This window comes from Gemmatimonadota bacterium, assembly GCA_041390105.1.
GTDB lineage: Bacteria > Gemmatimonadota > Gemmatimonadetes > Longimicrobiales > Gaopeijiaceae > JAGQIF01.
This window is the reverse complement of the sequence record JAWKQO010000001.1, coordinates 2096814-2110033: the sequence shown is the minus strand read 5'-3', so window position 1 is coordinate 2110033 and position 13220 is coordinate 2096814. Positions and strand designations below refer to the sequence as shown.

Below are 13220 nucleotides of genomic sequence, written 5' to 3'. Positions count from 1 at the left end.
TGCTTGCGCACGGGGGCCGGGCGGAGCATGGTGGGCCACCATGAGCCGCCTGATGCGATTCCCCGGTGCCGTGCCGCGCGACCCCGCCGTCGACGCCTGGCTGCAGGATCACGCCGGTGCCCTGGGCGAGCTGGCGCGCACCTGGTTCGACGTCCTGCGAGGCTGCGGAGACGACGTGTGCGAGCTGCTGCACGACGGTCAGCCCACGGCCTGTGTGGGCGACGCCGCCTTCGCCTACGTCGATGCGTTCAGCGCCCACGTGAACGTGGGCTTCTTCCTGGGCGCCGAGCTGCCCGATCCGCGGGGGCTGTTGGTGGGCAGCGGGCGCTTCATGCGTCACGTCAAGCTGAGGCCTGACACCGTCGTCGACGTCGCCGCGCTCGAGTCTCTCGTCCAGACTGCCTACGCGGACGTCCGAGATCGTGTCGGCGTCGTCGACGAGGCCGCGAGCTCGTAGCGGGCGCGGCGTCCGACGCGGCCATCGAACCGGAGAGCACGCGTGGAACGCGCCGTCCCGATCCTTCCTGCCGACGCGCTGGACGTGGCTAGGGCCTTCTACGTGGACCAGCTCGGCTTCGAGGTTCTGTTCGAGGCCTCCGCCGACGGGAAGCGAGGCCTGCTGGGCGTGGGCCGCGGAGGAATCCGCCTCACCATCGACAGTCCGATGGAGGGACACGGCCGAGCGGCCTGTGTGTCGATCGAGGTCGCCGACGTCGACGCCCTGTTCGCCGAGTGGAGCGCGCGTGCGGACGTGCTGCGCGAGCCGAGGGACGAGCCCTGGGGCGCCCGCACCTTCGATCTCCTGGATCCCTCCGGGAATACCCTCTTCGTGATGGGTCCTCAGCGGGGAGCGGGGGACAGTCGGCCGGACCAGGCGCCCGCGCGGCCTTCGCCCGAGGGCCTCGAGGAGCTGCACACGGACTTCGCGCGGGCCATGCGAGAGGGAAACACGACCGGCGTGTTGGAGCGGCTGCACCCCGACTATGTCCTCTGGTCTGCCGGCCGACCGCCGGTTCGCGGACGGGAAGCCCTGCGTTCGGCCTTGGACGCCGCGTTCGAGCGGTTCGCCGTGGAGCCCACGTTCGACTGCGAGGCGCGCGCCGTGCAGGGGGATCTGGCGGTCGAGCGAGGATGGGACGTTCAGGTGCTTCACCCCCGAGCGGGCGGAGCGCCACTGACGCAACGTCAGCGCGTCACCCTCGTGTCCCGCAGGGACGAGGACGGACGGTGGCGATTCGTGTGGGGCATGTCGCACGGGGTGGAAGGCGGTGCGACGTGACCGCCGACACCTGAGGGACCGCACGTCGTCGCATGTGGTCACGACTCTCCCCCACGACGCAGCGCACGCTGCTCCGCATCGTACCGTTCGGGGTGATCTGGCTCCTGCTGGCGCAGGTGTTTCTGATCTCGGACTATGCCGCGACCGGCAGCTTCTCCGACGTTCCGGACACGGCCATCCAGTTGACTCCGGCCATCTACGTCTTCGCGTCCCTGGCCGTCGCGTCCGTCGGCCTGCTGGTCGGTGCGATGGAGCTGCTCTTTCTGAATCGTCGCTTCACCGAGCGGAGCCTGGGCGTGAAGCTGATCGGAAAGACCGCGTTCTACGGCGTGTTCCTGGCGGCGGTCATCGGCGTGACGTTTCCCATCGCGGCTGCGATGGAGATGCAGACCGGTCTGACGGATCCCCGCGTATGGGAACGATTCAAGGCCTTTGCCATCAGCAAGACCAGCCTCGGGACGGGCGTGCAGCTGACCGCGTCCCTGGTGGCCTCGCTCTTCTATGCGGAGATCAGCGAGCACCTCGGACCGCACGTGCTGACCAACTTCCTCACTGGGCGCTACCACACGCCCAAGGAGGAGCGCCGCGTCTTTCTGTTCTCCGACATGAAGTCGTCGACGCAGATCGCGGAGCGACTCGGGCACGCGCGCTACTTCGACCTGCTGCGGGCCTACTACCAGGCGTTGGCCGAAGCGATCGTACAGACTGGCGGACAGGTGTACCAGTACATCGGCGACGAGGTCGTGGTCTCCTGGCCCGAGGCGATCGGAGTGCGGGACGGCAACTGCATCCGTTGCGTGCTCCAGATGCAACGCGATCTGGGACGGCGAGCCGGCTGGTTCCAGGCCCGCTTCGGTGTCGCTCCGGAGTTCAAGGCCGGGCTGCAGACGGGACCCGTGACCACCGGTGAGATCGGGGCCCTCAAGAAGGAGATCGTCTTCACGGGCGACGTGCTGAACCAGACGGCACGGATTCAGGGACAATGCGGAGCGCGGGGAGTGGACGTGTTGGTGGGCGATGCCCTGGCCTCCCGGCTCGCGGGGGTGGAAGGCGTGGAGTTCCGGTCGCTGGGGGAGCAGGTGCTGCGGGGAAAGGACCAACCCGTGGAGTTGTTCGCGTTGGCGAGGGAGGGATGATGGGCGACGAGCTCGAGGAAGTGCGGGCGTTCTGGAACCGGATCGCGGCGGATTGGCAGATCCAGGTGGGGCACGACGGCGATCAGAACCGGCGACTCAACTCGGATCCGGTGCTCTGGGAGCTCGTGGGAGACGTGAGCGGACTCGATGTCCTCGATGCGGGATGCGGCACCGGCTACCTCACCCGGGAGTTGGCTCGCCGAGGGGCTCGGGTGGTGGGCGTCGACGTGTCCGAGAGGATGATCGAGATCGCCAAGTCGTCGGCTCCCGAACTCGACGTTCGTGTCGACTCGGTGACCGCGCTCGACACCCTGGACGACGAGCGGTTCGATCGGGTGGTCTCCAACTACGTCTTGATGGACGTGCCGGCCCTTCGCGACACGCTGGGGGCTTTCTACCGCGTCCTCCGGCCGGGTGGCGCGGCGGTTCTCGTCTTTTCGCATCCCTGCTTTCCCCAGGGGATGCGCACCGAGGATCCCGAGGGGCGCGTCGCATACGTCTGGGCGCAACCCTACTTCGAACCCCACAAGGTCGTGGAGCCACCCTGGGGGCACTTCACGTCGGACTTCATCTGGTTCCATCGACCCCTGTCGGACTATTGGAAGGCGTTCCGCACCGCGGGCTTCGTGGTCACGCACTTCGAGGAGCCGCGTCTCACTCCTGACCGGTATGCGCTGGCCCGGTCGGCGCGCGAGCTCGAGCGGGCCAGGACGCGGCCCTACTCGGTGGCGTTCAGGCTGGAGAAGTAGGCGGCGTCCGTACCGCGACAAACCGGCCGCGGCGCGCTATTGTCGTGAACGGATCGTCCGCGGCGGCACTGCGTGGCTGGGCCCGGAGCGCAGTGAGTGGTCGTCGGAGAAAGGGTCCCGCGCACAGGTCGGGAGGGAGTTTCGGAATGGCGGAGGGTGGCGTGAACTGGACGGGAATCTTGCTGCGGCTGATCGCCGCCGCTGCCTTGGTGCACCTGACCTACAACCCCGAGGGGGTCTCGTTCTACCACTGGGCCGTGGCGCCCCTCTTCCAGAGCCCCCTGCCGGAGGGCTATCCCAGCGCCCTCATGTTTCTGAGCGGGGTGCTCATACTGATCGCTTGGGCGGTCTTCGTGCAGGCTACGCGGCGCTCTCTGGGCATCAAGGGGGCCATCCTGGTGGTGGCGCTGGGGATCGGGTTGGTCTGGCTGCTGGTGGAGTGGGGAGTGCTCTCGACCGAGGGAGCGCCCGCCGTCACGCACCTGGCGCTGGGAGTGATCTCGCTGCTGCTCGGCGTGGGCCTCAGCTGGTCGCTCCTCAGCCGGCAGATCACCGGCCAGGTCGACATCGACGAGAGCAACTGAGGGGCCGAGGCCGTTTGCGCCGAATCGGGAAGGCCGCTGCCACTGAGCGGGCCATCACCCCGCCCGCGGCGCGGGGTGCCGACCTGACCAAAGTCGGGGTTGCCGGTGCTGCCGACGGCTCCTATCCTTCGCGCTCCCCAACGAATCCATCGGAGCACCGATCGATGAAGAGCATCGCCATCCCCGCACAGGACACGACTCGCCGTCGCATGACGGCGCTCGGCGTCTTCGTGCGTCCCCAACCACTCCCGGGGTGGCGGTAGTCCTACACTCGCGCCAGGCGAAAACGGACGGCCTCCCGGTGACCCGGGAGGCCGTTTTCGTTTCCCACTTCGGCTCTGATGGAGATCCCATGCCGGTAGAGAACACCGAGATCGAACGGCGGCAGTCGGAGCGTCCTCAGGAAGGCGGTGTGCTCCAATTGATCGTCGACGCGTTGCGGGGCCGGGGGGCGTCCCCCACCGAGGGGCCGCTCACCTCCGCCATCCTGCTCCTGGCCATCCCGATGGTCCTGGAGATGGTGATGGAGTCCATCTTCGCGGTGGTCGACATCTTCTTCGTGTCGCGTCTGGGGGCGGATGCCGTTGCTGCCGTGGGCCTGACCGAGTCGCTGGTGATCGTCGTGTACACGCTGGCCATGGGACTGTCCATCGGCGTGACGGCCACCGTGGCGCGCCGCATCGGTGAGGGAGACGCGGAGGCGGCGGGGCGCGCCACCGCGCAGGGCATCCTGCTGGGCATCGCCATCGGCGTGAGCCTGGGCCTGATCGGCCTGTGGAAGGCGCCGGCGCTGCTCGCGCTCATGGGCGCGAGCGAGAGCGTGGTGGTGGTAGGACAAGGGTACGCCCGCCTCCTGCTCGGCATGAACAGCGTGATCGTATTGCTGTTCCTGCTCAACGCTGCATTCCGGGGAGCGGGGGACGCCGCCATCGCCATGCGCGTGCTGTGGCTGGCCAACGGGCTCAACCTGATCCTGGATCCGGCCCTCATCTTCGGGCTGGGGCCGTTCCCGGAGATGGGCGTGACGGGCGCTGCGCTGGCCACCACCATCGGTCGTGGAACCGCCGTGTGCGTCCAGCTGGTCACGCTGTTCCGGTTGTCGGACCGACTGCGGGTGGCGTGGGCGCTGTTCCGGCCCCGGCTCGACGTCATGGGCCGCCTGGTGCGGCTGTCCGCCACGGGCACCTTCCAGATCTTCGTGGGAACGGCGTCCTGGTTGGGCTTGGTGCGGGTCATCGCGACGTTCGGGGCCGAGGCGGTGGCGGGCTACACGGTGGCCATCCGCATCGTGATGTTCGCGCTGCTGCCCGCCTGGGGACTGTCCAACGCGGCCGCCACCATGGTGGGCCAGAACATGGGGGCAGGGCTGCCGGAGCGTGCGGAGTCCGCCGTGTGGAGGGCGTCGTTCATGAACTTCGTCTTCCTGGGCACGGTGGGCGTGGTCTTCGTGGCCTTCGCCCCGCAGCTGGTGGGATTGTTCGGCGTGGATGCGGTCACGGGTCGTTACGCGGTGCATGGCCTGCGCATCATCGCGGCGGGCTTCTTGTTCTACGCGTACGGCATGACGCTGACCCAGGCCTTCAACGGGGCCGGGGACGCCTGGACGCCCACCTGGCTCAACGTCGCTTGCTTCTGGATGTGGGAGATCCCGCTGGCCTGGGGGCTGGCGGTGCGGGGAAGCTGGGGAGCCGAGGGAGTCTTCTCGGCCATCGCCATCGCCTACGCCACCCTGGCCGTGGCGGCCGCAGTGCTCTTCCGCAGGGGGCGCTGGAAGGCGGTCACCGTCTGAGGCCAGACCCGGAAATGGCGTAGTTCTGCGGATTTCACGGGGCGTGAGGGTGGAGGGCGGCGGCTTTCGCTTCTCGGGGTGAAGGGAGAAGAACCTGAACCCCCGAGGAATCGAACATGAAGCGCATGACCGCCGCCTTCCGCCCCGCGCTCGCGCTCGCGATCACGCTCGTCGCCGCCGCCTGCGACAAGAGCGCCACCGGCGTGGATCCCGAGCCCGTGGCGCCCACGGCCCCCACCGTCGCCACCATGGCCGTCACCGGATCGGGGACGGTCTACCTCCGTGCCACGCTGGCCGCCAACGTCACGGACGTCGATGGCGACATCGCCGACGTCACGATCGATTGGGGCGACGGCACCACCTTCACCGTCGCCAACGGCTTCGATGCCATCAAGTTGGACCACGACTTCCCCGCGGCCGGCAAGACGTACACGGTGACCCTGACCGCGCGCGACGCCGGCAACCTCAGGACTACGTCCACGAAGTCGTTGAAGATCGATCCGGCCCCCCGCGCCTGCTTCGACGTCAAGGTCATCGGGGTCTGCTACCAGACGCATCCCAACTACAAGGGCGCGGACCTGGTCTTCACCGCCTTCGACAACAAGATCACCTCGATCACGCTCTCGACCACCAAGAACGACATCGAGACCTTCGTGCCGGTGGCGGGCATCGTCGGGCAGGCCAAGGTGCGCCTGACGGCAGGGTTCTCGGGTAGCCGCGGAAAGAGCTCGATCCGGCTGCGCGTCTACTCCTGCACGCTCTTCACCATCTGCAGCTCCGAGATCTACGACAAAACCCTGAAGTGGTAGCGCGAGGGTCCATGGATCGGGTCGAGGTGGGCGAACCCCCGACGACTGAACTCGCCCTCCCGACCTTCGAGGCCGCTCCGCCCTTCCGGGCGCGGGCGGCCTCGCCGCGTCCGGGGGGTCACCGACTGCGTCCGGGCCGCACACGCCGCAGTGCCCGGCGGCGGAGCCGCTCAGGAGGGGAGGTTCGCTGGCCTGCGGCCCTCGAACCTGAAGCGCACCCGCTGGCCCCCGGCGTCTTCGGCCACCTCGAACCAGGCCGGCGCGCCGGTGTCGACTCCGCCCCGAGCATCGCGCATCTCGGGGAGGGGGATCACGAACAGGCCGGTCAGGTCCAGCGTGTCCTGTGCCTCCTCCTCACCCATGTCACCGATATCGACCACCACGGCGCTGTCCTGGAGCAGGGGCAGCTCGTACTGGATCAGCAGGTCGGTCTGGAGCGGGGGCAAGCCGGGGACCGCCAGGGTGCCGCCTGCCGCCAGCAGGTCCGGTACGCGCCGCCCGTTGAAGTCGAGCGCGTCGTACAGGCTGGGGTCGTAGTGCGCGTACGAGCCTGTGGCGATCGCGTCCAACGCGGAGAGGATCCCGACGAAGTTGGTGCGACGGAGGTGCTGCTTCTGGGGGTCGTCCCGCCAGGCGCCCGACTCGATCAACACCGTGCTGGCACCCCAGGCGCCGATGAGGTCGCCGAAGGCACGCGGGTTGAACGTATCGTCGTACTTGGCGATGTGGTCGTCCACCAGGGGGCGCATGGCCGTGAGCACCACGGAAGCCACCTGCATGGCGCGCCGCCGCTTGTCGTCGACGCTGCGGGCGGAATCGAACGCCGGCGTCAACAGCGCGATGGCCACGCCTCGGTCGGAATCTCCGACACGTACGGCCGCGTTCTGGTCGTGCAGGTTGAAGCCGAAGGCGGGGCTCAGCGAGTCGTTGAGCGCCTTGAGCAGCCGACCCTCCGGCGTCTGCAAGCGACGCGCGTCCCGGTTCACGTCGATGCCCTGGGCGTTGCGGCGCCGGAAGCGCTCGGCGCCGTCGGGGTTCAGCATGGGTACCATGTACACGGTGGCCCCTTCCGCGATGCGGCGCGCCAAGGGATGCTCCGGTTGCTCATGGAAGAAGCGCACGATGTCGGCCAGCGCCATGGAGGCGGTGCTCTCGTCTCCATGCATCTGCGACCAGAGCAGCACGGGGACAGCTCCCCGCCCGTAGCGCAGCAGACGGATGTCCCGGCCCTCGGCGCTCGTGCCGACGACCGCTGCCTGCACCGTGCCTCCGAGGTAGGGGGTCACGCCGGACCAGTAGCGCGCGTGGTCGAAGCGCCGATCGTCCAGGCCGGCCACCCGTACTGCTTCATGCAGCGTGACCAGCTCTTCCGGCGAGGTTTCGGGTGGCGGCGGCTGGAACCGTTCGGGACGCTCGCACCCGGCCAGCGCGGACAGCACCACCAGAAGACCGCCGCGTCCTCTCATCAGAACGCGAACAGCCGGGTGACCTTGAGCGTGAGCAGTCGGTTGATCAGACGGGGATCGCCCGGCGCGGGGTCGAGATTCCGTCGCTCGGAGTAGACCAGGAAGAGATCGCTCAGCGGCGCGTGGATGATGTTCAGGCGCACGTTGGTGACCAGCTCGTCCGCCGATGTGTTGTACTGCACGAACGCGTTCAGGAACGTGCGCGTGTTGCGCGAGTAGCCGAGCCGACCCCCGTACAGGTCTGCGTCGACCTCCTGACCACCCAGCGTCAGCCGGTTGCGTTGGTAGCTGCCCTCGATGAACCAACGGAAGGTGGGACGCAGCGTGATCGTGCCCCCGACCGAGGTGCGGTCCCCGTCGTAGAAATCACCTTTGGTCATGGTCAGCGATCCGGCAACGGGCCGGCCCCCGTCCGAGCGGTAGGTCAGGGAGGTGAGCCCGAAATCGTACTCGCCGGCGGGTACCGTGGCGCCGGCGATGGCGGTGGCGTCGGCGAGCCGCTCGTATTGCCGCACGTGCTCGACGGTCAGGGTGGAGCTGTCGAGGAAGTGGATCTGCAGTCCCGGCGTCACCTCGCGGGTCTCGAGCTCCCCATCCAGATCCGTGTAGACACTCACGTCCACGTAGGGATTCAGCTCGGCCACGTTGGGCAGGTCGGGCTGCGGGTGGGCACCCATCGTCACGAACCCCTGCCGGAAGCCGCGCCTGGCCACGAAGCCCAGATCGGGCTCAAACCCGTCTCCCACGGTCTTGCCGAAGGCGGAGAGGTCCCATAGTGGGTTGCGCCAAGCCACCTCGACCTTGCCGGCCGTGTTCTGGCCGGTGGCGTCGGGGTCGTCGGTGAAGGCGAAGTAACTGTTCACCAACGTGGATCCGAACCGGAAGTTGCCGTCCACGCCGAAGGCGCGGTTGTAGTCGTCGGAGCCAGCGGCGGTCTGCTGGCGGTTGACGAACATGAAGCCGATATCGGAGCTGGTGAAGAGGTTCCGTCGCAGGCGCAACACGGAGAAGTTCTCCGCGGGTGCCAGCGTGTCGGTACGGGTCTGCATGTTGAGCAGGCCCACGTCGAAATTGCCGATGCGACCCGTGAGGCGCGCACCGCCCGCGATGGGCAGGGGCTCGCGACCGGGGGATAGTCCGATGCGGCGGGAGTGGAACAGCTTGAAGTCCCGCGGGCTCGACCCCAGGCGGTAGTTCCGGACCTGGGCGTCCTGGAAGCTGAAGATGCCCTCGTTCTCGAGGAAGAAGTCGCGCTTCTCGGGGAAGAACAGCGGAAAGCGCGTCAGGTTGACCTGCTGCTCATCCACCTCGACCTGGGAGAAGTCAGTGAGCGCGGTCACGTCCAACGTCAGCTGCGGCGTCACGCCCCACTTGAGATCCAGACCGCCGTCCAGGTTCGTGTCGGTGCCGGTGACGTTGAGGCCCTGGGCTCGTCCCACGCTGGTAAAGGGCTTGACCCAGAGGTTTCGCCCCTGCTTCAGGTTGGTCAGACCGGTCAGGGTGCCCGCCAGGGACATCTTGTAGAGGCGGTATTGCCGCGAGAGCGGCGCCCACATCGAGTCTTCGCTGTAGCGGCGGATGCGGCGCGAGAAGTTGATTCCCCAGGTCTGCTCTGGCTTGCTGGCGTCGAAGCGCAGCGTGGTCATGGGAAGGGCCAGCTCCACCACCCATCCGTAGGGCTGGATGGAAGTGGCCACGTCGACCACACCTTCCCACTCCCGATTCACGTAGGCCTGGTCGTTGAAGGCCTGGGCGTCGAACAGGGCGCCGGCGGGATTGATCGCGAACATGAACGCGTTCTGCCGGTCGAAGTAGGTGTCGAGCGCCACACCGAAGATGTCGGAGTTCTCGGTACGGAAGTCCTGCTCCAGCCCGGCCGAGAAGAGTTGGTCGGGACGGGCGTCGAAGAGCACCGCTCCGATGTAGATGGTCTCGTCGTCGTAGAGGATGCGCACCACGGTGCGTTCCCGTGAGTGGACGCCCTGCCGTGGGATGGTGGCCCAGAAGACACCGTCGGTGGAGTCGGCCTCGAGCCACGCGTCCTCGTCCAGCACGCCGTCCAGGGTGATCGCGGCCGTGGTGTGGTGAGCGGCCAGCGTGGGTCGGGGCAGGGAGAGCGGATCGTCCACCGCCGCCATGGGGGCCTCGATGCCGCCCGCCTGGGCGGTCGCGGCCGAAGGACGTGCCGCTGCCAATGCGGCCAGCGTGAGGAGCGCGCAGGGGAGCGCGGAGCGGGATCGTGACATGGCGCCCGATTTGACCGCAGCCGAGCGGGAAGTCAAGTGGAGCGCCCTATCGCCAGGGCGAGGGAAGGGGGGCATACTTCCAGCGCCCGCGACCGACGGACCTCCTCCCGCACCGATCTTGAGCCGGACTGACGAACAACGCCGCACGCCCGGGCCCGTCCAGACTGCGGTGCGCTCCGGGACCCCGCTGACCCTGACCCTGTTGCTGTGGGCGATGCTGCCGGCGGCAGGTGGGGCCCAGAGTACCTCCGGGGCCCCGCCCCCCGACCTGGAGGCGCTGCCCCGGCCCACGGTGACGATCGGTCGGGTGTCGGGAATCGAGATCGACGGGCGACTGGACGAGCCCGCCTGGGCGAGCGTGGTCCCCATCACCGCCTTCCGGCAGGCGCAGCCCTTCGACGGAGAGCCGGCCTCCGAGGAGACCGCCGTGTACCTCGGCTACGACGAGGGCGCGCTGTACGTCGCGGCGGAGATGCACGACTCCGATCCCCAGGGGCTGATCACCAAGAGCCTGGAGCGCGACGCGCCGGGGATCCTCTTCGAGGAGATGGACGCGCTGGGGATCGGCCTGGATACGTTTCTCGATCGTCGCAACTCGTTCGTCTTCTTCGTGAACCCCGAGGGAGGCCTCAAGGACGGGCAGACGTTCGACAACGGCCGCAGCCGCGACTACGGATGGAACGGCGTCGTCGACGTGCGGACCACGGTACACGACCAAGGCTGGACCGTGGAGATGCGGATCCCCTGGCGAACGCTGCGCTTCGATCCCGGCCTGGCCGACCAGCGGTGGGGCCTCAACCTCATGCGTCGCATCCGTCGCAAGAACGAGGTCTCGTACTGGGCCCCGCTCGATCGGCGCAACCGGATCTTCCTGGTCTCGCTCGCGGGGACGATGGAGGGACTCGGCACCCTGCCTGCGGGGCGCAACCTGACCGTCAAGCCGTTCGCGCTGGCCACGCGCGCCTCGGGTACAGCGATCGCCACCGATCTCCGCGGCAACGAGGCCGACGCCGGTATCGATCTGAAGTACGGGATCACACCCAACCTGACGCTCGACCTCACCTATCGCACCGACTTCAGTCAGGTGGAAGCCGATCAGGAGCAGGTCAACCTCACTCGCTTCCCCCTCTTCTTTCCCGAGCAACGCGAGTTCTTCCTGGAGAACTCCGGCACCTTCACCTTCGGCGACGTGAACCATGGGCCGGGCTCGCCCCGCTCGGGCACGTCGCTGAGGGACTTCACGCTGTTCCACTCCCGCGAGATCGGCCTCAAGTCCGGAACGCCGGTCCCGCTCCTGGGCGGGGCGCGCCTGAGCGGACGGGTCGGTCCCCTCGAGGTGGGCCTGCTGAACATGCAGAGCGAGGAGTTCGCCGAGGACCCGGCCGAGAACTTCAGCGTGGTGCGGCTGCGCAAGAGCGTGCTCGGGGATTCTGACGTGGGTGTCATGTTCACCAACCGACAGGCCACCGGAGTGGAGGGCGGCGCGTACAACCGCACGGTGGGCTTCGACACCAACCTCCGCCTGGCCGGTCACCTGTACGTCAACGCCTACGGCGCCAGCTCCAGCGATGGCGAGCCAGGAGACGGCGAGGCGGCCCGCCTGGCCGTGGGGTGGCGGGACGCGTTCTGGGACCTCTCTTCAGCCGTGCGCCGCATCGGAGCCGACTTCGACCCGGGCATCGGCTTCGTGCGTCGGACCGGCATCCGGGAGGGCTATGCCACCGTGGGTGTACATCCGCGGGTGGGTCGCTCCTTCCTGCAGGAGATCAACCCGTACGTCGAAGGCACCTATATCACCGACCTGGACGGACGGCTGGAGACCCGAGAGGTCGGCGGTGCCGTGGCCTTCAGCTTCGCCGACCGCTCCTCGATCAACGTCTCGTATACGAATCGGTTCGAGCGGCTGAGCGCTCCCTTCCGGGTGTCCGGGACCGAGATCCCCATGGGCGACTACAGCTTCAACGAGGGCTCGGCCCGCTACAGCTCCAGCCAGGGTCGCTCGTTCTCGGGGTCGGTCAACGTGTCGGGCGGAGGCTACTTCGGCGGCACCCGCTTCAGTGTGGGCGGCTCGGGCCGCTGGCAGCCCAGCGCCGGCTTCACGGCCGAGCTGGAAGCCTCGCGCAACGATCTGTCGGTGCAGGGTCAGGACTTCACCGTCAACCTGTACAGCGCCCGCCTCAAGTACGCGGTCTCCACCACGCTGAACTTCGGTGCCTTCGTTCAATACAACGGCGACACCGGAGAGACGATCACGAACCTGCGGGCGAACCTGATCCACGCGCCCTTGAGTGATCTGTTCCTGCTCTACACGGAACGCCGCGAGCGGGACGGCGGCGGAGTGCTGGAACGTTTCGTGACGCTCAAGGTGACGCGCCTGCTCGTCTTCTGAAGAGGAAGCCTCCGATGGATGCACGTCCCAGAGTCGCTCTCGTCACCGGGGCAGGGTCCGGGATCGGGCGTGCCTCGGCGCAAGCGCTGGCGCAGGGCGGGTTCACGCTGGTGCTGGCGGGGCGACGGGCCCAACCCCTCGAGGCGTTGGCGGCCGAGCTGAGGGAGGGCGCGCTGGTCGTTCCGACCGACGTCTCCGACCCCGCCGCCGTACACGCGCTGTTCGACGCCGTGGAAGCCCGCTTCGGCAGGCTCGACCTGCTGTTCAACAATGCCGGAACCGGTGGGCCCGCAGTGCCCTTGGAGGCGCTCTCCGTGGAAGACTGGCGGCGCGTGGTGGACACCAACCTGACCGGTGCCTTCCTGTGCGCGCAGCGGGCGATCGCGCTCATGAAGCGACAATCTCCCTCCGGCGGGCGGATCATCAACAACGGCTCGCTCTCGGCGCATACACCCCGTCCCTACTCGGCGCCCTATACCGCGAGCAAGCACGCGCTCACCGGCTTGACGAGGTCGATCGCCCTGGAGGGCCGTGCTCACGGCATCACCTGCGGACAGATCGATATCGGCAATGCCGCGACCGCGATGACGCAGCGGATGGCCGAGGGCGTACCACAGGCGGACGGGTCGACGAAGAGCGAACCCCGCATGGATGTGGACGACGTAGCCCGAGCGGTGGCGTACATGGCGAGCCTGCCCCCCGACGCGATGGTGCTGAGCCTGACGGTGATGGCGGCGGAGATGCCCTTCGTGGGACGGGGCTGACCACAGCGA

11 protein-coding genes are annotated in these 13220 nt (G+C 68.1%); 9 read left to right on the top strand and 2 right to left on the bottom strand.

Translation table 11 applies throughout. The annotated features are described in order from the left end of the window. Positions 1-40 precede the first annotated feature (40 nt). The 7 genes from R3E10_09235 (at position 41) to R3E10_09205 (ending at position 6346) form a co-directional block, all read left to right on the top strand. On the top strand, positions 41-457 hold the full coding sequence (locus tag R3E10_09235; GenBank protein ID MEZ4415929.1) for a DUF1801 domain-containing protein: 417 nt from the start codon (positions 41-43) through the stop codon (positions 455-457). 42 nt (positions 458-499) lie between these two features. Further along, positions 500-1279, top strand: a complete 780-nt coding sequence (locus R3E10_09230; GenBank protein MEZ4415928.1) for a glyoxalase superfamily protein — start codon at positions 500-502, stop codon at positions 1277-1279. A 32-nt stretch (positions 1280-1311) separates the two neighbouring features. Then, on the top strand, positions 1312-2415 hold the full coding sequence (locus R3E10_09225) for an adenylate/guanylate cyclase domain-containing protein (protein MEZ4415927.1): 1104 nt from the start codon (positions 1312-1314) through the stop codon (positions 2413-2415). Further along, positions 2412-3164: a methyltransferase domain-containing protein gene (locus R3E10_09220; protein MEZ4415926.1), complete on the top strand. Its 753-nt coding sequence runs from the start codon at positions 2412-2414 to the stop codon at positions 3162-3164. Before R3E10_09225 ends, R3E10_09220 begins: the two co-directional genes overlap by 4 nt. A 161-nt stretch (positions 3165-3325) precedes the next feature. Then, positions 3326-3748, top strand: a complete 423-nt coding sequence (locus tag R3E10_09215) for a DUF6524 family protein (GenBank protein ID MEZ4415925.1) — start codon at positions 3326-3328, stop codon at positions 3746-3748. A gap of 352 nt (positions 3749-4100) precedes the next feature. After that, the gene (locus R3E10_09210) at positions 4101-5537 is read left to right on the top strand and encodes an MATE family efflux transporter (protein MEZ4415924.1); all 1437 of its coding nucleotides are present in this window, start codon (positions 4101-4103) and stop codon (positions 5535-5537) included. 116 nt (positions 5538-5653) lie between these two features. Then, positions 5654-6346, top strand: a complete 693-nt coding sequence (locus R3E10_09205) for a PKD domain-containing protein (GenBank protein ID MEZ4415923.1) — start codon at positions 5654-5656, stop codon at positions 6344-6346. Between the two features lie 170 nt (positions 6347-6516). On the opposite strand, the gene R3E10_09200 is transcribed toward R3E10_09205, so the two are convergent. Further along, positions 6517-7812 carry a M14 family zinc carboxypeptidase gene (locus R3E10_09200; protein ID MEZ4415922.1) on the bottom strand — a complete coding sequence of 432 codons (1296 nt, stop codon included), beginning with the start codon at positions 7810-7812 and terminating at the stop codon, positions 6517-6519. Then, positions 7812-10058: a DUF5916 domain-containing protein gene (locus tag R3E10_09195; protein MEZ4415921.1), complete on the bottom strand. Its 2247-nt coding sequence runs from the start codon at positions 10056-10058 to the stop codon at positions 7812-7814. Before R3E10_09195 ends, R3E10_09200 begins: the two co-directional genes overlap by 1 nt. Positions 10059-10176: 118 nt before the next feature. On the opposite strand from R3E10_09195, the gene R3E10_09190 reads away from it, so the two are divergent. Both R3E10_09190 and R3E10_09185 read left to right on the top strand, forming a co-directional pair. After that, positions 10177-12447 (top strand): DUF5916 domain-containing protein, encoded by a 2271-nt coding sequence (locus R3E10_09190; GenBank protein ID MEZ4415920.1) that lies wholly within the window; start codon positions 10177-10179, stop codon positions 12445-12447. A 14-nt stretch (positions 12448-12461) separates the two neighbouring features. Continuing rightward, entirely contained in the window at positions 12462-13211 is a 750-nt protein-coding gene (locus R3E10_09185) for an SDR family oxidoreductase (GenBank protein MEZ4415919.1), read from the top strand. Positions 13212-13220 lie beyond the last annotated feature (9 nt).

Excerpts from the sequence above, each read along its gene's own strand:
- R3E10_09235 (MEZ4415929.1), top strand. The coding sequence starts at position 41 with ATGAGCCGCCTGATGCGATTCCCCGGTGCCGTGCCGCGCGACCCCGCC.
- R3E10_09225 (MEZ4415927.1), top strand. The coding sequence starts at position 1,312 with ATGTGGTCACGACTCTCCCCCACGACGCAGCGCACGCTGCTCCGCATC.
- R3E10_09220 (MEZ4415926.1), top strand. The coding sequence starts at position 2,412 with ATGATGGGCGACGAGCTCGAGGAAGTGCGGGCGTTCTGGAACCGGATC.
- R3E10_09210 (MEZ4415924.1), top strand. The coding sequence starts at position 4,101 with ATGCCGGTAGAGAACACCGAGATCGAACGGCGGCAGTCGGAGCGTCCT.
- R3E10_09205 (MEZ4415923.1), top strand. The coding sequence starts at position 5,654 with ATGAAGCGCATGACCGCCGCCTTCCGCCCCGCGCTCGCGCTCGCGATC.
- R3E10_09200 (MEZ4415922.1), bottom strand. The coding sequence starts at position 7,812 with ATGAGAGGACGCGGCGGTCTTCTGGTGGTGCTGTCCGCGCTGGCCGGG.
- R3E10_09195 (MEZ4415921.1), bottom strand. The coding sequence starts at position 10,058 with ATGTCACGATCCCGCTCCGCGCTCCCCTGCGCGCTCCTCACGCTGGCC.
- R3E10_09185 (MEZ4415919.1), top strand. The coding sequence starts at position 12,462 with ATGGATGCACGTCCCAGAGTCGCTCTCGTCACCGGGGCAGGGTCCGGG.